Origin of the sequence: Fibrobacter succinogenes, assembly GCF_902779965.1 — a bacterium.
Taxonomy (GTDB): Bacteria; Fibrobacterota; Fibrobacteria; order Fibrobacterales; family Fibrobacteraceae; genus Fibrobacter; species Fibrobacter succinogenes_F.
In genome coordinates this window covers 8,655-28,973 of the sequence record NZ_CACZDK010000038.1, presented here as the reverse complement: position 1 = coordinate 28,973, position 20,319 = coordinate 8,655, and the positions used below count along the sequence as shown (strand labels likewise).

General features: G+C 45.5%; 20 protein-coding genes and 1 pseudogene. 4 read left to right on the top strand and 17 right to left on the bottom strand.

Annotated elements, in window-relative coordinates; all coding sequences use genetic code 11:
- Positions 1-10 precede the first annotated feature (10 nt).
- Genes HUF13_RS14655 through HUF13_RS14610 form a run of 11 tightly spaced genes read right to left on the bottom strand, consistent with a single transcriptional unit; the run spans position 11 to position 10,264 of the window.
- The gene (locus HUF13_RS14655) at positions 11-3,121 is read right to left on the bottom strand and encodes a baseplate J/gp47 family protein (RefSeq protein ID WP_173475815.1); all 3,111 of its coding nucleotides are present in this window, start codon (positions 3,119-3,121) and stop codon (positions 11-13) included.
- Between the two features lie 16 nt (positions 3,122-3,137).
- Complete coding sequence (locus HUF13_RS14650) at positions 3,138-3,545, bottom strand: GPW/gp25 family protein (RefSeq protein ID WP_290926216.1); 408 nt, start codon at positions 3,543-3,545, stop codon at positions 3,138-3,140.
- A 1-nt stretch (position 3,546) separates the two neighbouring features.
- A complete protein-coding gene (locus tag HUF13_RS14645; RefSeq protein ID WP_173388089.1) occupies positions 3,547-3,849 on the bottom strand; it encodes a PAAR domain-containing protein in 303 nt (100 codons plus the stop codon).
- A gap of 8 nt (positions 3,850-3,857) precedes the next feature.
- Positions 3,858-5,654, bottom strand: coding sequence for a type VI secretion system tip protein VgrG (gene vgrG / locus HUF13_RS14640; protein WP_173475814.1), 1,797 nt, complete (start codon positions 5,652-5,654; stop codon positions 3,858-3,860).
- A gap of 7 nt (positions 5,655-5,661) precedes the next feature.
- Positions 5,662-6,300 (bottom strand): peptidoglycan-binding protein, encoded by a 639-nt coding sequence (locus tag HUF13_RS14635; protein ID WP_173388074.1) that lies wholly within the window; start codon positions 6,298-6,300, stop codon positions 5,662-5,664.
- A 2-nt stretch (positions 6,301-6,302) separates the two neighbouring features.
- On the bottom strand, positions 6,303-6,458 hold the full coding sequence (locus HUF13_RS17630; RefSeq protein WP_366520338.1) for a DUF5908 family protein: 156 nt from the start codon (positions 6,456-6,458) through the stop codon (positions 6,303-6,305).
- Between the two features lie 8 nt (positions 6,459-6,466).
- Positions 6,467-6,931, bottom strand: a complete 465-nt coding sequence (locus tag HUF13_RS14630; protein WP_173388075.1) for a phage tail protein — start codon at positions 6,929-6,931, stop codon at positions 6,467-6,469.
- Between the two features lie 11 nt (positions 6,932-6,942).
- Positions 6,943-7,404, bottom strand: a complete 462-nt coding sequence (locus HUF13_RS14625; protein WP_173388076.1) for a phage tail protein — start codon at positions 7,402-7,404, stop codon at positions 6,943-6,945.
- A gap of 15 nt (positions 7,405-7,419) precedes the next feature.
- Positions 7,420-8,967 carry a phage tail sheath subtilisin-like domain-containing protein gene (locus HUF13_RS14620; RefSeq protein WP_173475813.1) on the bottom strand — a complete coding sequence of 516 codons (1,548 nt, stop codon included), beginning with the start codon at positions 8,965-8,967 and terminating at the stop codon, positions 7,420-7,422.
- A 17-nt stretch (positions 8,968-8,984) separates the two neighbouring features.
- A complete protein-coding gene (locus HUF13_RS14615) occupies positions 8,985-9,716 on the bottom strand; it encodes a hypothetical protein (RefSeq protein ID WP_173475812.1) in 732 nt (243 codons plus the stop codon).
- Complete coding sequence (locus HUF13_RS14610) at positions 9,716-10,264, bottom strand: DUF4255 domain-containing protein (RefSeq protein WP_173388079.1); 549 nt, start codon at positions 10,262-10,264, stop codon at positions 9,716-9,718. The genes HUF13_RS14615 and HUF13_RS14610 overlap by 1 nt, the downstream gene beginning before the upstream one ends.
- A gap of 460 nt (positions 10,265-10,724) precedes the next feature.
- Between HUF13_RS14610 and HUF13_RS17625 the strand changes: the two are divergent.
- The 3 genes and pseudogenes from HUF13_RS17625 to HUF13_RS14600 form a co-directional block, all read left to right on the top strand.
- A pseudogene (locus tag HUF13_RS17625) lies at positions 10,725-10,880 on the top strand (response regulator transcription factor); the annotation flags it as partial.
- Positions 10,881-11,198: 318 nt separating this feature from the next.
- Complete coding sequence (locus HUF13_RS17620) at positions 11,199-12,038, top strand: tetratricopeptide repeat protein (RefSeq protein WP_369697084.1); 840 nt, start codon at positions 11,199-11,201, stop codon at positions 12,036-12,038.
- Between the two features lie 100 nt (positions 12,039-12,138).
- Complete coding sequence (locus tag HUF13_RS14600; protein ID WP_173475809.1) at positions 12,139-12,702, top strand: hypothetical protein; 564 nt, start codon at positions 12,139-12,141, stop codon at positions 12,700-12,702.
- A gap of 182 nt (positions 12,703-12,884) precedes the next feature.
- On the opposite strand, the gene HUF13_RS14595 is transcribed toward HUF13_RS14600, so the two are convergent.
- The 6 genes from HUF13_RS14595 to HUF13_RS14575 form a co-directional block, all read right to left on the bottom strand.
- Positions 12,885-14,213 (bottom strand): TldD/PmbA family protein, encoded by a 1,329-nt coding sequence (locus HUF13_RS14595; RefSeq protein WP_173475808.1) that lies wholly within the window; start codon positions 14,211-14,213, stop codon positions 12,885-12,887.
- Between the two features lie 149 nt (positions 14,214-14,362).
- The gene (locus HUF13_RS14590; RefSeq protein ID WP_173475807.1) at positions 14,363-14,599 is read right to left on the bottom strand and encodes a helix-turn-helix domain-containing protein; all 237 of its coding nucleotides are present in this window, start codon (positions 14,597-14,599) and stop codon (positions 14,363-14,365) included.
- Positions 14,600-14,773: 174 nt separating this feature from the next.
- Entirely contained in the window at positions 14,774-16,516 is a 1,743-nt protein-coding gene (locus tag HUF13_RS14585; protein ID WP_173475806.1) for a hypothetical protein, read from the bottom strand.
- Positions 16,517-16,555: 39 nt separating this feature from the next.
- On the bottom strand, positions 16,556-17,596 hold the full coding sequence (locus tag HUF13_RS14580; RefSeq protein ID WP_304039237.1) for an SUMF1/EgtB/PvdO family nonheme iron enzyme: 1,041 nt from the start codon (positions 17,594-17,596) through the stop codon (positions 16,556-16,558).
- A gap of 61 nt (positions 17,597-17,657) precedes the next feature.
- Complete coding sequence (locus tag HUF13_RS17440; RefSeq protein ID WP_304039235.1) at positions 17,658-17,798, bottom strand: hypothetical protein; 141 nt, start codon at positions 17,796-17,798, stop codon at positions 17,658-17,660.
- Positions 17,799-17,806: 8 nt separating this feature from the next.
- Entirely contained in the window at positions 17,807-19,315 is a 1,509-nt protein-coding gene (locus tag HUF13_RS14575; RefSeq protein ID WP_304039234.1) for an SUMF1/EgtB/PvdO family nonheme iron enzyme, read from the bottom strand.
- Positions 19,316-19,445: 130 nt separating this feature from the next.
- Here HUF13_RS14575 and HUF13_RS14570 point away from each other — a divergent pair.
- Positions 19,446-20,319 (top strand): PD-(D/E)XK nuclease family transposase (locus tag HUF13_RS14570; RefSeq protein ID WP_304039232.1); only part of this gene is annotated, 874 nt, incomplete at its 3' end.

Genomic DNA, 20,319 nt, shown 5'->3' with positions numbered 1-20,319 from the left:
TGTCCAGACATCATGATTTCCTTATGATAAATGTTTGACCAATTTCAAGACCGCCATATCCGTTATTGACGTTATCAGCACACGAGCGTACACTCGAATTGACATCGTTAATAAAGTGTTTGCGCATAGGCACCGAAATACTCCATGGGAACGAGCCGCGCAAAATTTTATCGTCCGTATTTTCAAAAAGGTTCACCATGTATTTTTGCTCGTCCGTCGATACAATTTTCATGATGGTAAAGTCATCGCCAACTTGCTCAATGTAGTCAAGGCTTTCGATATACGCTTTAAGGTTTTCCTTGTCGAGCGACCAGCCAAAATGTTCGGTAATCCCGCCCACTTCCGGGAACCACGGCGAAAGATAGCGGTTGATTTTTTCATTCAAATCCAACAGGATTTTACCTTCGTCACCACGGCTACGCAGCTTGACATTGCAACGGACTTGCAACTTGTCAAAGAAGGGATTGATAACGCGAATCTTGGCAAGGCCTGTCACTTTTTTTTGCAAGAACTCGCGGATATCACGCAAAACAGAACCGTTCAAGCAAGGGTCCCACTGGAAACTTCCATCGCAATACAGCGATGAAACCGGAACGACTAAGATGTTCCCAGGGCTTGTAAAGTCGTAGCGCTTTGACACCTCGCTCATTCTCACATGCGGGAAACATTTTACCTTGTGAACTTCCGGGAAGGCTTCCAAAATCATGCGTTCATAATCTTCGATGCAAACGCTGCGATTCTTGTGGTACAGCGATTCTGCGACACGCACACGCATCTTGTGGTCAGATTCACGGGCCTTTCCGCCAAACGATTCTTCGAACTGGTAAACACACGAAAGTCCGCTAACGCTTGTCGAAACTTCCTTGATGGTTTGCGGTTTGCAGTGTTCCAAAATGCTCCCGTCTTCAAAACCGCTAACGCGCTTGACTTCGAGAGACTGCGAAAAGATTGTCAAAAGTCTAGAACATTCACGCCAGCTATCGTTGTGCGGCGTAATGCGAATCCAATACATGTCTTGCGGCATCAAATGCGTTTTGCTCGCCATATCCTGCGGCAAGTCAAGCGTCACGATTCCCGACGACGTAAAGTTCGCTGTTGAATCGGCCAAGCGATTTTCGTCGGGCAAGTCTTTCCAGCCATTTTGCCCAAGGTAGGCCCAGCAATACTTACCGTTCGAGCGCAAAGCGGAGTCGCGGTTCATGACAAAATAAAGATTTGCTTTTTTCGGTTTACCCTTAAAAGTAAGCCCCAAGAACAATGCGCCATTTCGAATAAATACAACTTCTTTACGGCTATACCCAAACGGATGCAAATAGAAAACGCCATCCACATCATGAGCATTCGAGACAATCGAAACATCGGCATAAGAAGTGTAATTGACATACAAATCTTCGACACTCGGCGTATAAGGCTGATTCGGCAAGTTATCCACATTCTTTTTCTTGAGGATTTGCGACAAGAACGAATTGCAAATAGCGCGTGAAATTTCGCCATGCATAAAAGCCTTGGACGGAGAAATCAATTGAATCTTGAAAAATCCATCCTTCATCATCGGCGAATACATAAAGTTATCGTCATCTGGAACAAGGCCACTCACGCGCGAACCGACAATGCTATTGAACGAAATATTGAAATCCGTCGGAATTTCAGCAACACCGCGATCATAGCCAAAGAAGGTATTTTTTTCGGTGTTAAAGAGTTTGCATGTAACCGCCGTTTTTTCGGACGGGATCCATATACCGCCATACAACCCGCTCAGCGATACTTCAAAGTCCGAGGTATGCGGAGGGGTATCGTATTGCGAATACCATTCCGAAAAATCCTTACAAATCGGTAGCCCGCTCCACTTGCCGCGAACTCCAAACGATTCCAGTTTTTTTCCGCAAATTTCTTTGCAGCCGACAATAAAGGCGCTACCCACTTTAGGAACAGAGCCAAATATTTGCACCGGCAAAAGAGTCGATGCAGGGCCATATTCATTGGAAACAACGATATCGCGACATTTCGAAACATTCACTTCGACATGAACGCTTTGAATCTGCAATTTAATCAGCGAATACCAAAGCGCTTCGGACTTTCGCGGATTTACCAAAAGGCGGAGCACCGGATTTTTAGCGTGATAATCACCGCCATGAATTTCGGGATCGTAATTGACAATAGCCGGGTCCGTATCTTTAATCGTAAACTCTAGGGATATTTGATTTTCTGGGCATTCGGAACTGAGGTTACAGCAGCCGAGTTTGTAATCATCTATATCAAGCCAGCCGTTTTGTGCCGTCACCGAAATGGCAAACGCATTCGAAAACGCCGCCGAAAATTCACTGGCATTGCCCTCTTTCTTTTCGACAACGGTATCGCGCACCGAAGCAGCAGAAAAGATGACATTCATTTTTACATTTCGCACGCCGCTAGACATGTAGAAAATGCGGTTCGAAATGCAGATACCCACCTTGGAAAATTCTGTTCCTTCGGGCAAATCGTTTGAACGCGTAAGGCCAAACAATGGGTACGGAGTCATCTTAAGCCCGCTCGCATTTTTCGGCGTGTACACAGGAATTTCGGCCTGCGTAATCGGGTAACCCCTTGCACAAGAAACCGTGAGGATTCGCGCGACCTTTACATCATTGATATCCGTATCGTTAATGGATTCGAATATGACGCTTTCGCCCTTGCTGTTTTCGCCAGCGCTAAAGCGCGTTCCCTTGGGGAGCACGCACGAAACATCGTCGTTATCACATTCAAACGTGACAAAAGCATGGTCGCCTTCGGCCGCGCGATTCGATTCGCCGAGAACATTGCGGTAATAAAAATCAATCCGCTTATCCGGGAATTGATTAAGCGCCCCCTGCACGCGACCCATAAGCTTTGCACAAACGGCATAAATAGCAACAGCCGGATCCGTTCTGCCATCGGCCTCGCCATTCAGCATTTCTACGACTTTAGCCAAGTCAACATTATCAAAGAAATGCGGAGAGCCATTTTTTCTGGCATAGTTTTTCATAATCCCAAGAAGCGCTTCTTGAGGTACCGAATCAATTGAATAAAAGCCCGGCGCAAGTTCTTTAAACTCGCGGGCGCTCTGACTCAATCCATCCTGTATTCGAAAAATTTTACCAGCCATATTGTTCAATCATCAACTAAATGCTCACATCCGTCGCTTCGTTCAAGTAGAACGGGAACACCAAATTCCTACGGCTATTTGTAGAACGTACAACATAAACAACATTGATATTCAGCACGCCCACTTTTTCAGTCTGTTCCACGACAACGGCTTCTACATCGACGCGCGGCTCATTCAAAAGTATCGCTCTTCGAATTTCACCTTTGATAAGCGTTTCGGTGCGCAATGAAAAAGATTCAAAGCAAAAATCTCTCAAACGCGAGCCGAATTCCGGCTGCATCGTACGTTCACCGGGGTATGTCATCAAGATAATGCGCAAGCTTTCTGCAATATCGTCTTCGAATTCCGACATTTTTGCGCCCCCTTTCTCGGAGAACGAAACTGGGAACGACCATCCACGCCCTAAAAATGAAGTATCAAGCACCCTAACCTCCAATCATCACCGTTGGGCAGCCAAGTACAATTGTGCCGCCATGCGCCGTAGAATCGCCCATGCGCGCCGCGGGTTTTCCGCAAATCATCACGGTGGCAGAACCTTTTATAATGGAATCGGGCGGGCCGACACAAACGCACGAATCGCCCACGACAGCAGCCGGGAGCTTGCCTATCAATACGGTAGGGGCACCAGGCCCAACAACGGGGCCGCCCACATGCGGAATCGGCGAAGGAAACGCCGGCGTTTGCATGGGGCATGTATGCATATCTGTAATTCTTGCTGCTGGTGGCATCATTCCTCCTAGTTAATCATCACCATGGCACCCTTGATCACCGTCTGCCCAGACGCTGAAACTTCGGCCTTGGCGTTGCCCTTACCAGTAAAACCAACCTTCCCATTAAATTCCACATTCAGCCCTTCGCCCTTGAGATCACCGCTCTTTACAGCAAGACCGATTCCACTCACCGCCGAAACGCTGAACTTGCCCTTGGTATCGATAGTGATATCCTTTTTCGATTCCATCTTGATGCCGCTATCGGACATTTCAACTTTATTACCAGAGCCATCTTCCACCGAGATTTTCTTGGCTTTGTCATCAAGAACGAACTTGCGATCGCCCGGAGTTGAAATCGTAATGGATTTGTCTTCTTCGTTAAATTCAACGCTCAGCTTTTCGCGCGTGAGAATAAGCTTCTTGTTATTCGCCTGTTCAAGCGCTTGCGGCGGCGTTCGCTTGCCGCTGTAAAGACTTCCCAAAATCACAGGGCTCGAAGGGTCTCCTCCGAAAAAGCCGAGAATCACTTCGTCGCCCACTTCGGGATAGAACAAGAAGCCCACACCATTCGATGCATAAGCGCCACCAAGGCGCGCCCACACATCTTGCGTTGTGTTTTCCATCAAAGGTATTTTCACCTTGACGCGATTTAAATTATCAGGGTCTTCGTGAATTTGCTCCACGATGCCCGTCAAAAGTCCATGTACACCACAGTTTATTCCAGAAGAAATCGGTGCAGACGTTTCAAATTTTTCGTAGAACCATTCTTTGGACATGCCAAACGAAAATTCAGTTGTCCAGAGTCCATCAGAGAAATGATGATGAATCCCCGAAACAAGAGCGTTCCCTTTAAAACGCGTCCCGACATTCTTCAACGCAACCAAACCGCCCAACGCACCTTTCGTTGTTCCCCAACACACCACAGAACCACAAACACGAGAAAGCTCGTTTTTCAATTGATCGGCCTCAGCCCAAGATTTCAGTTCACCTTTAGGCACCTGAGAATTTATTTGAAGTGTATTGGTGGCGACTTTTAATACTTCTTGAAGTTTTGTATTGCTAAAACTGTTTTGCCCGCCCAAGGATTTCATACCGGAATTATCCGAAATGACTTCTTGTTTTGTGACATCCCACGATTTGGCAACAACCTTCTTGACTTGCGAAAGAGCATTTGCTTCGGCCTTGAACTCAATGATATCCGTTCCCCACGTGAGTTCTACCTCGGCACTTCCTGTTGCTGCGATTTTCTTTATAGATAAATTATTACTTTCAGTTACAAGCCAACAACCATTGGCTTCGGCTCGCGTCATGATAAAATCCCAATCGGTGCAATAATACTGCAAAATTTCTTTATGTGCAGCACCGCCCATACTAGAACTTAGCGTAACACCGCCATAGTTTCCTGTGATTTCATTAACGATGGCATCATCCGTTTTGTTCAGATAGTTCGCATTTTTACGCGCACAAGTCATGGCGATCGCCTTATTACGGCATTCGATTTTTACACAACTGCGCCCTCTCTTAGAAATCGTAACGCCATGACGCACAACGATTCCTTTGAACACAGCATTTGCATTTGTGCCATAGCCCAACTTAACCGTAATTTCGGAGCCGGGTTCAAGGGTATTGCCATCGCTCAGCGGGAAGGTTCCCTTGCTCATTTCGCCATCTTCAATAACAATGACGGCTTTAGGAATCATGTTAATATTGTAATAGACATCTACAGATACAACAGGAATTGCAGACGACAGCGCCTTGCCACCGCCTTCAATAACGCACTCAGCTACACCTTCCGCACTTGAAATAGGAGATTTTCCAGACATTCAAACCTCAATCGACAAGTGGCGGGAACATAAGGCGCGTTCCGGGTTTTAAACGGCAAAAACTCGAAAGTCCATTAATTCGTGCCACCTGCATATAATATGACGAATCCTTATATACTTTGTTGCAAAGATTCGGAAGAGTGTCCCCCGCCTTGACTTCTATAATATGGGTGAGGTCCGGAGAACTTTTGTTCGCTTCGGCCTCAATTTCAGTCATCGTCTGATACGAAATAAATTCCAGCTCAATTTCTGCGCGGAGCGGGCCACCCTCAGAATCAAAGAGGGTGTATGTTACATCAATCGTAAGCAAACGTCCCTTGAATTGATTCGACCCCCAAATAACATCAACTATTGGAGGTTCATGAGAGCTTCCATCATAATCATAGACGACGCTTTTGAGTAACTTGACCATTGCATCAATGGTTCCATTCGGAATGGGCCATTGCGCTACAGGGATTACACCAGTCGTATCTAAAAAAATTTTCGGAACCTTAAATTTAGATCCGCCATATTGATTAAACTTCGGACCTCTCTGCTCATTGGTATCAGAATATTCAATAGAATCCTTAACGTTATATTTTTCAGGATTCACCATGGCAGTAAATTCTTTGCCATTTGCTTTTATTTTCAGTTTTTCCTGAGCCATGTTTAACGTTCCCTCATCCGGTCTTCAGATTCGCTAATGAGCTCTTTGCACTCGTCCAAAATTTCAGAACGCAAATTTTCAATTCTGCTAAATACTTTATCTTCGGCAGAACCGGACACATGAACATTAATGACCAAATTTTTTATTTCTAACGACATCTAAAACCTTAATTAACGTCCATTGAATAGTACTTTAGCGAAACCGTCTCTATAGCTATTTCACTTTTTTCAGCGTTAAAGGCTCCTAGACTCCATTTTACAGGATAAGCATCATTAAAAGTCCATGAGGCCACAGGTAATTTCATTTCATCCAGAAGCATCACAACTACCGTTTTGGGCTTAATGCGACCAGTTATTAATGGTGCACTTATACATTCCTTACACCATAAGAAAAACGGATCTATAACCTTCAACATTCCGCGTTTCAAAACAAGATCGCCATAAGTTTTTTTGGTAGGAACATAATAACAATGGGAATCATCGCCCCCCGATACAACTCGCTCAGACTCCACCGTTGTATCAATTCCACTCACTTCGTTAAACGCAGTGGCTAGACCGTCAATAACAACGCGAAAGTAAAACGAAACTGGATGGATCCAGTCTTCAACACCAGAAATATCGAAGAGCGACATGATTCTACCTATTAACCGTTAGTGATTTCAAGACCTTCGTGAACAATTTCGATGGACTCAATCGCAACGTTGTTATCGTCGGACTTCATGCCATCGGTACTGATCTTTGTCGGCCATGCATTCTTGAGGGTCCAAGTCATCGTCGGAGTATCCGTTTCATCAAGAAGGCTAATCGTAACGGTAATACGTTCGATCGTATTCATCTTGATTTTCGAGAACCAATCCCAGAACTTGTTATCGCCCTTGAAAATGCCCTTCTTCATCGTTACGTTGTCGTAAGTCAAGAGACCCGGCATCTTCACAACAGAGAAAATGCTACTATCGCCAGAGCGGTACTTGATTTCATCAGCTTTTGCAGAAAGTCCAGTAACTTCCTGGAAAGACATTTGAGCATCCCCCCACTTTACGAGAAAGTGGAATTTCGGCATGGGCCATATGCTTGCACTTTGTGCTGCGCCATTTTCATCAGCCATGTTAATTACCCCCTATTACGATTTCTGTTGCTGTTGTTGGAATGTGAGTTCGATAAATTCTGCCGGGCGGATCAGAGCCACCTTGACGGTCACTCTCAAAATGCCTTCGAGGATATCTTCCGGAGTCATGGTATCGCCAAGACCGACATGGACTTCGTAAGCGTCATCCGGAGAAGTTCCAGCAAGGCCGCCACGCTTCCAAATGCCATTGAGGAAGTTTGCAATCATGCTCTTCATCGTGAGCCATGTCGTTGCTGTATTGGCATCGAACACGTAAGCCTTGGAAGCCTGCTTGATCGATTCTTCAAGCATAATCATCGTGCGGCGGACGTTCACATAGCGCCAATCGAGGCTGTTACCATCGAGCGTACGTGCACCCCAGACCTTGATACCGTCGCCCACAAAGTAGCGGATGGCGTTCACGGCCTTACCGTTCAGCGGAACGTTCAAGTCTTCCTGTTCGTCGTTGGTCAAGTTCACCGCCGGAGAAACAACGCCATTGACGCCCACGTTTGCCGGAGCCTTCCACACGCCTTCGCTATTATCGACACGGGCATAAATACCGGCCATCGCAGCAGAAGGAGCCATCAAGTTGAGCATTTCGCTCATGTTGTTCATCATGGTTGCATACTTCGGGCAAACCACCTTCAAGGTGTTGTGCAGATCCGTCGGATCGTCCTTCGCCGCATCAAATTCGCTAAGCTTCTTGAAGAAACTTACAAGTTCGGCTTCGCGCTTGGTCAAGTTCGACGTATCGTCATCGAGCGTCTTGAGGCTCGGCACAACAGACTGTGCAAGGTCCAAGGCAAGCGCTGCATATGCATCTTCAGCCGGGTCAATATTGGCAAACGAAACTTCGTTCGGAGAAACGATATTCGTATGGATCCACGGGTAGTAAGCTGCACCATACTTGAGGAACGAGGTCACGCCTTCGCGGAACTGGTTGATGCATTCCAGAGGTTCCTTGTAGCCATCGAACACGTCGAGGATGGTAAAACGATTCTGCATCTTGTCGCAATGGGCAAGCAAGGCATTCTGGATGCTAGCGCAATCAGAAGCGTTGTCCAAAGAAACGGCATCCGGCACAAGCATAATTGTCGGTTCCTGTTCCTTGACAAACGGCGTGATGCCATTGAGCAAGGTATCCTTGTCAATTTCCTTGCTGTAACCGCCGACAGAGCAGATATAGCAAGCGGCCCCACCGTTCTGGAAGAAAATGCGCATGGAATCGTAAAGACGATACATCTTCTTTGCGGTAAGAACAGCCTTGCCTTCTTCGCTCTTAGCTTCGGATTCACCTTCGCCTTCGGCGTTTTCGGCAGGGGCAGCATCGGCAGCCTTGCCATAAGTAAACCTTATGGACGGAGCGCCACCGAAGATGTTGAGATATTCAGCAAAGGAAGTAATGCGGAAGGGCTTGTTTGTCAAGTCCTTTCCATTGTATTCCGCCTTTTCGGTGTAGCCGATAAACGCAGGAATAGCGGTTGCAACTTCCACCACCGAGCCCGGGAACGCGTCTTTCTCGACGAGATAGACGCCCGGAGTTTTGTATGATGCAGGCATTTATGATTCTCCTATGGTTATGGATTAATAAAACATTCAGCGACAATGGCTCGCGTGCCATCATCAAGACTCGCCTTGGCAATAGTCCTACCATTTGCATTCGGAAGGTTTTTCATCAAAACCTTGGACGTTGCAGAATCCATCAGTTGGAACCGTGAAGGCGCTCCGCTCACAATCGGAATTTCGCTCCGAGAGACGTAAAGAGAGAGTCGCGAAGTTTTTTCCACGCAATCAAACTGCACCGGATTTTCAGCATCCAACGAGTCGTTTATTCGCAAATCACGTTCGGCATAAATGCCCGAAACGCAATAGCACCACCTCAATTTTTTTGTCGGCACTTTAACAGTGCACACAAGCGGCTGCTTAGGAGTCAAGTGGAGCTCCAACGCAAAAATAACGCCGAACATACGCTGAAGTTCGGGAAGTGTATTTTTTTGCCGCCCCTCAAAATAAGCGCCCTTGTTTGATACAACCGCTACCGGAAATTCGTCATGGACAATTCCATCGAAATAGGTCATATTCCAAATTTCGGCAATAGAAGCCTTTACATAAAAGAAGAGTGTCGTTTCTTCGGTAAAAGCAGTTATTGGCGCCAAAATGCGCACTTTTCCATCATAGATACGGCACAGAGAGTCTTCCCTTTTCAAGAGTTCTGCCGTTTCAACCGATGGTAACACTTTGAAGCCACAAGAACTACCGTTGTAGTACTCATGGCAAAGAGATACATCTACATATTTTGTGTATTCCATTAGAGGACCCCCAATTCCGAATTTTCAGGAAGTCGGACAACGTAAGGTTGATAATATGAGTAGTTGCCTCCAAGCGCAACCGTTTTCAGGCGATAAAGTACCGAAGGTACATATTTAGCGCCAATCGTCCCCCACAAATTATTCATTTCTTGCATATTCATGTTTTCCATGTCTATGGCAAGCTTTTCGATGCCTTGCGGCATATCTGGCGAAGTTGTGCGTTCAAAATATGAATGATCTAAAAAAAAGCCTACCGCTCTAGACAGGTAGCGCAACGAATCAACATAATTTCCGCCCTTAAAATTCGCAGCAAGTACAAAATACAAGTTCAAATAAACGACTTTAGATGGCACAACCGCTCGGTCGCCACGATATTCAGGAACAGCATGATTCTTCACCATGCTATCGCGTTCCATATTCACAAGGAAAAGATTGAGCTTATTAACCGCTCCTTCGTACTCTTTCCCATCATTTTCAACTATTCTAGACACAACAACCACATCCTCACGTATCGACATCGTACGTCTCAAATGAAGATTCAGTTGCATAGCTAGAAATTGTAGTGAAGCCCCTATCATACTTCGTACAATCTCTCACACATGTATATTTTTTTCTTACATTTTTCTTTGTTTGTAATATATAATTCTTACAAGGCGCAATATAATCAATTATTTGCAATTTTGGGAATAGTAAAATTAATTTTTCAATAAACTCATATTTTCTTATCTACAAAATTTAGAATTTGTTAAGTTTATATAGTCTGTTACCATATATATAGATAATGTAACATATATATGGATAAACTCGCTTTACATTATTTGACACAGCAATACATAAAGTGAACAAACAGACAACGCGCCCCCCCCCAAAAAAAAAGTATTTTCTTCGTTTTTCGCTCAAAAAAGCATTTTTTTCGCCCAAAAAAGGCTTTTGAATCATTGTCAGAGCCAACGAAACAAGGTAAAAAATTAAATTTAAGCCATGTTTGAGAATAAAAAGATGCAGGAACTGACTCCACGTCAGAAAGAAATATTGAATTTACTTCGTAAGGGACTTACGAATAACGAGATTTGCAAAACGCTGAACATTTCGGCGAACACAGTCAAAGTTCACCTCGCCAACATATACAAAATACTCGAAGTAACCAACAGAACCGAAGCAGTTTCGGCTGGGCTACTCCCCAAGGAAAGTTTCGAAACGGACAACAGTCCAAAAGATCTTGTCGTTTCATTCCAGACAAAAGGAACCTTCCCCGAGCACAGCAACGCCTACAGCCTTTACCTCTCGATTGTCGAAGCGATACACCAATACCACCTATTCCGCATCATCGACACCTCGAAAACAAGCACCGAACCCGGATTTCTCATTGAAGTTTCAGCCTCGGAAAGCGGTGAAGAAATCTTATATATATCTGTCAGAATTGGGACATCTCACGAAATTCTTTGGACAACTTCAATCAAAATCAACTCGGACGACCTACAGATGCTCGCCCAAAAGTCCACGATTTTGCTGTTCAGAAGCATAGCACTAGCATCGGCCAAGCTAAAATACACCGAAAAAAGCCCCATTCCATACTGGTGGTATGCGGCGACCTACTGTTACGCCAAGCTCGAAAACCGCAGCCAAGAATCCTTTGAAATTTGCAAAAAAATGCTCGGTCCGCTTGTCAAGGACGATTCTTATATCGATTTTGTCCTTTACATTCTTGCCACGGCCTATTATTACGCCTTCTTGGAAAACTGGGGCGACCCGATCGAAAGTTGCAAGACTCTAGGCGAAATCGCACGTAAAGCGATGTACAACGCGCCCTATTCCATCTATTCGCAGATGATTATGGCGTTATACAATATCACCATCGGGAACAAGGCCGAAGCTATCGCATACCTCAAACAAGTTATCGAGGCCAACCCGCAAACGATCATGGCCCGAACGCTTCTTTCCCAGATTTACCTGTTAACCGGGCAAGAAAAGCTCGCCACAGAGCTGATTGACGATTGCATAAAGCACATTCCTGAATCAGCGCTCCAGCATACATACCAGGCCAAGACATTCCTTTTGCTTTTGCAAGGGAAAATCGAGGAATGCAAGAACCTAGCCAACCAAGTTTTGCTTTTCACGCCCAAAGCAATGGCTATTCGCTTAATCATAATTGCGTGCTGCAATATTCTAGGCCAGACAGAAGAGCGCAAGGAACATGCCAAAAAACTATTCGAATACTACCCGAACTTGACAAAAAATGACGTCGAACAACTTTTAAAGGGCGTTACCGAGCAAAAAAAGAACTATTTCATGGCCTCTCTCGAAAATATATTCAAAAAATAAATTGATTTTTGCCATTTTTCTGCAAGAATAACCCATTTGGGTTATTGCAAAAAGGGGTCTATACAAGTTATCTTTATCTCCGTCAAATTGGAGATGTGGTATGGCCGAGCAGAATAACATTGCAACAAATGAGTCTAATCCTTATTTAGACCTCATTTTGCTCGCTATGACGCTCGTTTTCAAGGACGTTTCGCAAGTGAGTCTCAAACAGGCTGAGGTCATCAATCTTTTGCATACAGCTGCGACCGAATTGAAAAACAATCCAGATCTGAAAATAAACGCATTCAAAGGCCATTCAGAATCTAATTTAAAGGTTGGCAAGACAGCAACACTTCTCGACCTTTACGCAGAACATGCTGCCGAGTACAATTACAACCAAAGTTTTATTGAATTAGCATCGGACAATGCAGTTCATGAATCTATTCAAGAAATTTTAGACAACCTCATCGACTGCGAAAATAAAGATATCATTCATTTGTTTAAAAGCAACGCCTTGAGTTGCGCCATCGAGAATTTTTTGAGAAATCTTTTGAAGGCAAGCGGGATTGTCATCAAGGACATCAAAGACTTAATCAAGAACGCGAAAATGCAACAAGCCAAATTCGTTACGCCAGACAGCTTGTATTTTCCGTCACAAATACGTGCCGCGCTAAAAACAAACTAATTTACGCCTCAAACATAGTGCTGCAAGGACTAAGGTCGCCTCCAAACGTTCTTGCAGCATTTTTTTTTGCAAAGGAGCCTTACAAGAATTGCGCGTTCAGGAAAAGCGCTACCCTTGTCGAGAAAGCGCACGGTTTTAGAACGCGCGTTTGCTTAGAACACGAACTTTCAGATACGTGCGGACTATGCGCTGACGCTAAGTTCGCTCACGGCAAGAGCTGGGACTTTATAGCTTGCAAACGGGTCACGGTATTCGTTACCGACCGCCACAATGTTCTTGATGATGTCAAAGAAGTTTCCGCTAAGCGTCACGCCATCGACCGGATGCTGGATAGCGCCGTTTTCGCACCAGAAGCCGTGCGCCCCGATGCTGAGTTCTCCACTCACGGGATTGCAGCCGGAATTGCCTTCCAGGCGCACCACAAGCAAGCACTTCGGGAACAGCTTGAGGAGTTCCGCGGTCGTCATCGTTCCAGGCGGCACAAGCATATTGTAGAAGCTCGTGGACATTTTGCTACCAAAGCTGCGGTCTCCGTTACCGGTTGTTTCGCAATGAGCCTTGGCAGCAGTTTCGAGATTGTAAAGTGCAGAATTGAAGACGCCATTTTCGACGACCTTGACGCGCTTGGTCACGCAACCTTCAGAATCGAAATAAAACTTGTGCTGGAACATTTCGCCAACCGGATCGTTCCACAAAGAGAAAACATCGCTGGCGACTTTTTCGCCTTCCTTGCCATCAAGACGAGACTGCCCTTTTTGCATCGTTTCAGCGAAAAACGGTTGGTTGTACATGCCAAGGAAACGTGCCGAGATGCGCTCCGAAAGAATCACCGGAATCTTGCCGCCTTCGATTTTCTTGGCGCCAAAAAGTTCCGTAGCGTATTCAGCCGTCTTGCTTGCGATTTCTTCGACAGAAAAATCGTTCCAATTGCGGCCGTTTTTCACAAAATTTCCAAGTTTCTTGATGCCATCGCGGCTTGCGACAGCACCGGCACCGGCAGAAGCGCAGTTCGAACGCGCCTCGTAAAAAAGCCCCGTGTTGTTTGCGACAATGGAATAATCATGCTCGATATCGCCACCGAGATACGGAATGTTCTCGATTTCTTTGGACTTCGCAAACGTAGCCTTTTCAAGTTCAATGCAGAAATCCTTCATGGTCACAAGGTCAAGCGATTCGAGCGCCGGATTGTAATTCGGTTCGTCCTTCGGGAGTTCAACCGCCTGCGGGAGCGTGATGTCGATTTTTTCGGTCCACTGCGTGTGGCAAAGAGCGTCCTTGAGCGTCTGGCGTAAAGCTTCGTCTGTCAAGCGTTCCGTGTGAGCATAGCCCGGGCGACCATCCTTAATGACTCGGACACCGAGCCCGACGGAATCCGAAATTTCGGTATTTTGCACTTGCCCTTGAAAAACCGAAAGGCCTTCGGAATGGGAGTTGGAAGCAATCACATCAAACTGGTCGGCTTCGCCCTTGGCGATGTCGCACATAAAAGAAACAGCATCTTTAATATTCATATCGCAAAATCAAAATTTTAATTATTTACAAGTCAAGTATAAAAAAATAGAATGTGGAGATTCCCGATCAAGCTGGGAATGACAGCGCGAAGCACAGCCTAACGAGATGTGCTGCCTAACGAGATGCGCGATTTACTGGAATGCGCGGCCTAACGAGAGGCGCGGCTTTTGCGTTCGAGCATTTTCCAGTAGGCGGCAGGGCTCCCGGTCACGGATTCGAGCGCATTCGCCATCTCGGTCGAGATGCTGATTTCACCTGCAATCAACTGGTCGAGCATTTCTACAGAAACGCCCACCCTGCGGGCAAATTCCTGCTTGTCGATTTTAAGCCATTCAATTCCTTCGAGGATCGCCTGTCCCGGCGTCGGGGTTCCATGTCTTGGCATAAGCAGTGGTTGGTGGTTAGTAAATAGTGGTTAGTGGTTAGGAGGAAGTAAGCAGTAGGAAGTAAACAGTAGGTATGGGGTATGGGCTCGGGCCTTACGGCCCTTTGGGGTATGAGCAATTTGCTCAAAGCGAAGCGAGCCGACAGTGCGAAGCACGACCTCATCGCTCATACCTTAAAATTCCACGTCCTTCCAGCCTTCGGCGCCGAAGCGGAGGTCGCGTTCCACGAATTCCCAAATGAGAAGTTTCTTGCCTTTGAGCACGCTAGCCTTGCGGGCGAGCTTTTCACGGACGAGCGTCGAGGCGCCACCGTCGCTTACGATGGATGCGACCGGGCGGTTCATGTTCTTCGCGAAATGAGCAATCCATCCGGCGTTCACCGGCGAATCAGTCTGATAAATGCGACTGAAGCTGTCTCCGAGAATCAAGATTTCGGACTTGCGGAAATCGTCTTTGAAAGGAGTGATTGTGGTGTCGTAAAGCACAGTGTCTCGTTCACAAAGCGCGGACTGAGCAATAAAGCAAGAATCGCTCTTTTTGCAAGCATTCTTAGCCGCAGCAACGCAAGCAGTATCCATCGGGAGTTTTTCGGTGCGATCCTTGATATTCTGTTGCGAAACAACGTGTCCCGTCACTTTCTGCACCTTGAATGCATTGAACTTGTTGAGTCCGCTCATTTCACCCACGTCTCCCATGCGGTCCGCCACGGAATCGGCGGCAATGTAGCGCACCTCATCCCTTCCGCGGAATTTGACGATTCCCGCAGCCACCATTTCGCGGACGTTCTTCGCAATCACGTCAGCCGCAATTTCCGCCCCACGCGGAGTCCAGTGCGTATCGTCGTTCAGGTAAAGCGCACCTTCAACGGAATCGCGGGACTTCGCCGCCAAAAGCGGCGTGTACAAATCCACCGTGTTAAAGCCAGCACGCGTGAGCGAATCCAAAATCTTCTTGCCATGCGACTGGAGCCCGACGGCATTTTCACCCGCGGCAGTTCCGGCAGCATTCTCAGCACCAGCATTCCCAGCACCATCCGAATTTTTGCCCGTCAACCGTTCCGGGTAAATGCTCGGCTTACCCGGCGTAATCACCACCAAGAGTTCTACACCCTTCGCCTTGAGCTGGTCGCGGAACCTTTCAATCGCCTTCACCGGATTGTCAAGCTTTGCACTGCGCACATCAAGCGGAGACGGCTGCACCAAGAATTCTACATCCTGGCGGTAGAAAAGCCAACGGTCGGAAGCCGCGGCGGTATCGCGCCCACAGCCCGCACCGATGCAATCGCCAGCAGCACCGAGAACAACCTTCTCGCCCGGATCGCTAAAGAGGTTCCACACCGCAAGTTGGTACTTGGGGCGCAACGCCAATACAATAGCGCTCTCGTCATCAATCTTATTTTCAAAAGCACGCAAATAGCGGCTCGTCCACACGCCGTAATGCTTCACGTCCAAGAACGCACGCCACAACGACACATGACCAAGGTCAGCCACGAGCGACTTGATGCAAGAATCCGCCTGCGGGAACGATTCTGGTTCGTCCTCCAGCTTCGAAAGCAGCGTATCCGCCAACTTGAGACTCTTGTAACGAGCTTCAGCCGTATCAAGTTCAGCATACGTATTCACCGAAAGCACTGCCGCTTCCAAGTCCGAAAGCGAAGACGTCACAGGCTCCAAAGCATCAGCGACCTCAGCACCCGCAGCAATCGCCTCGCGCGCCGCACGCCACTTGACATCCAGCGAGTCCGCAACCGCGGCGACCTTTTTCTCGCGCACAATCGGAGTGTAAACCACATCCTTGAAAATGTCAAACGGCTGGAAACGCTTTTCGCCACGCAAATCGGCAACCGTTTGCACGCCAAACGGGAGCAACAACAAAATCGAAAAAATAACGACAGGGATAATGTATTTCTTATTCACGGGAGATAAGATAGAATTTTGCAGCTTAGAAACAGGTCACTACTCTTTGCTAACTGTTTTAATTTCGGTCCACTTGGCGTTATTGCCAATATTGCGGATTAAGCGGAAACCGGCTAAGAGTGAGCTTCCTGATTTGTAATGCCCATAATCGAAATCTTTCCAATAAGAGATATTGTTAAAACTTATGTTTGGGGCTGTAACAACTTGATAACCACCTCCTTTCATGCAACTAATATTGCTGAAGTTGTATCTAAGGTATTTCTTTAATAAAACATTTTCTTGAACAAGGCCAAATATGTCATAAAGACCGTATCCGTTCGGCAACAATTGACCAACTGGTTCTGTATCTTCATATTCGTGTTGTTCTTTGACGAAGTCAGAAAATCTGGCATATTTTGTAGCCTCTTCAAAAGTTGCAGTAACGTCTCCCCAAGGCGCTTTCTTTTTTTTGTCCCCTCCTCGGGCGAACATCATCCATTCGTCGTAATAAGGGAGTCTATATCCATCGGACGTCTTATCTTCTGTAACCTTTATATATGGATTAGGGTAGAAATATTCATCTCCATCAAAAAATCTCGTTCCGTAGTCTTTAAAGTCCCAATAGGTTATTATATATCCATCGGCTAAAATTGCTGGGCTTTGGGCATCGATTGGTGAAAAATGATAATATGGCTTAAGCCCTTCTTTAATACTGCGGGCATTGGCGTATTTCATGGCCTGCTGTACGGATAGCATATTAGCAGCGGTGTCATGTGCTATACAATTTTCATTTCGGATACTGCGTTTTTTTCTTGACAACCATTTTTTATGGTGCTTTTGAAAATCCCAATATTCATATGTTGCTTTTTCTGGAATACTATCCCACATCAATTGTGTAAACTCGCAGTTTGTGACGGGGTACTTATCTACTAAGTACGTTCCGGTAACGGAAACAAGCCTTTCAGGATCTTCATTTTGGGGGCCACAAGGTACTGCTCCGAGCTCCCCTGCAATGCAAACCCCTAGCATCTGTAATTCTTTTTCGGAGTATCGATTAAATCCTAAAAGAACTTCTTCGTTTTTGAAATTGAGATACTTCATCCCGACTGCTAAATTGATTTTATGCGAACTATCCGCATCTGGGAAATACACGTTAATCGATTCAGTTCCAAATTCTAATCGTTTCAGTTTTTTCAGCCTCGATCCAAATTTCTTGATTTAAAGAATCAGTTGTCAAATCAACTTTTTTGTCGGCCAAGGCAAACGCAAAGCAGGCGGCGATTAATAGAAAAATCAGTTTCATAGAAATACTTAATCCTTGACTTCGCTCCATTTGGCGTTATTGCCGATGTTGCGGATGAGGCGGAAACCGGAATTCATTCCTGATTCCGCCATTTCATAAATTCCATTGTGAATTTTATACCAATAATCGTCATAATCCCCTCCCTTAAAACACGATGCATAACCAGCGTTAAAGAACAAAGGTTTTCTTAAAAGGACGCGTTCTCTAACAAGGCCGAAAATATCGTATAAACCATAGCCGTTAGGTAGTAATTGTCCTACCGGTTCTGCATAATAATAACCGTTTGTATCGCGAGGGGGCTTTGTATTAAATCTGGCATACTTCGAGGCTTCTTCGAATGTTGCCGTAGAATCGCCCCAAGGGGCTCGTTTTTTATTGTCACCTCCACGAGCAAACAACGTCCATTCGTCCAAATAAGGTAACCTGTAACCGTCTGAGGTTGGATTTATTGAAACTAGAATAAATTCACCTTTGCTTTCTTCTGAAAAGGCCAAACGCCTTATAACATAGCTATTTTCTAGAATAGCCTCTTTTTTATGGTCCGTCTTGGAAAAAATGTAATATGGCTTTATTCCTTCACGAATACTGCGTGCATTAGCGTATTTCATAGCCAGATACAGGTTTATCTTGCTTGCTGCAGTATCGTGAACTGAGCAACCATCGTTACGTACAGAGGCTTTTTTCCTGGCAAGATATTCTCTATGTGCTTTTTTTACTGGTATGTCGTATTGATAGGTGGATTTTTCGGGAATGCTATCCCACATCACCTGCGTAAATTCACAATTCGTTATGGGATACTTGTCAACTAAATATGTACCTGAAACGGACGCAAACCTTTCTGGATCTTCGTTTTCAAAGAGTCTGAACCATCTCTGCAACTGATCCTTAGTAAATTCGTTATAGCCCAACAGCACTTGTTTATTTTTGAAGTTCAGGTATTTCAAGCCGATTGCCAAATTAATCTTATGTGATTTACCGTCTTTGCGGAAATAGGCTTTAAGCGAATCAACGCCGATAAGCGTCGGTACTTGGAATACGATGCAGGAATCGCTGTATATCGCCGCATTCATCGATGTTTCCCATACGGGGATTTTACCGTCTATGCAAACTTTGACTATTTCGTTCTTCTCGACTTCGAGCCATTGCAATTTCTTTAAGGATTTTCGATTCACATCTATCGTCTTTTGTACCTGACTTAACAGAGCTATGTTTTGTTGATTGGTGCTTGGATTTTTCAGGGATTCAATAGTATACTGACGCGCATTAACAAAAGCAAAGCATGAGACGAATAATAGCAGAATCGTTTTCGTAATGACAATTCGGTTCATATAAAAGAATCTACAAAAAAGAGACCCGAAGCTCTCTTTATTAAAGCTATTGTTTGTCGTTCTTTTTGGTTTCTTTCCATTTGGCATTGTTGCCGATGTTGCGGATGAGGCGGAAACCGCAGGAACAACCATCATAATAATTGGAAGAGATGTAATCGTAGGAAATATACCTCCAATCGGAATGAGCATCACCTCCTTTCAAATAAGAGGGGCAAATGACATTGTCCACGCTACAAAGTTTTCATGAGCCAAACGGCTTGCTGAAGCGTGTTAATAGTATAGGGGGCAAATCATAACCAACCCTCTAAAGGAATTGTAAATGACCGAAAATAATACAACATCAGAAAAGAGGGCCTACTATATCGTCACGAACGCGCAGGGTGAACAGTTCTTGCTTCCTTATTACAGTGAAACGTTTCGCGTGCTGATGGATGACAAGGACACCATTCGTGATATTCTCAATTGTTTGCTTGGGCTAGACAACGACCACGAAATCATAGATCTCGATTACGAGTTCGAGAAGCCCATTAACGTTTTCATGCCAGAAGATGATTCCGCACGACTTGACGTGTGGGTAACCACCAAGGATAACCGTTATTTTAATATTGAGTTGCAAAATCGTAGCCACCCCTTCTTTTTAGATCGTCTCCAACTCTACAATTCCTACCAAACGTTACGAGGCAAGTACGAGTATAACCGCTCGACGTATTTTAAATTGATGGACGAAAAGGAGCGTAAGGTTCATTTTTATGAACTTCCCGAAACGGTATCCATCTGGCTTTGTAATTTCCAAATTCTCAAGTCAAAGGATATTTTTAAGGATACTTGGGCCGTCTATAGCGAGGACGAGGTTCACCATAGCGACTCAACACATCGGGTTCTTCCCATTTTCAGTAAAAATAGATATATTGTAGTTGATTTACCGAACTTTAAGAGGATTCGCAAGAGCATCGGTTCACGCGAGGACTACTGGCTGAAACTCTTGTCGCAGGGGCCGCTTGAAGTTCCTGAATCGAAGGACTCGATCTTTAGGGATGCCCTCAACCGTTTGCGCGTAAGCCGCATAAGCCCTGAACTGCTTAAAGCCTTGGAGGAACATATGTTCGATAAACACGCTGATGAAGCTATCGAAGCCGAAATTTGGCTCAAAGGACGTGAACAGGGACTTGAACAAGGTCGAAAACAGGAACGTG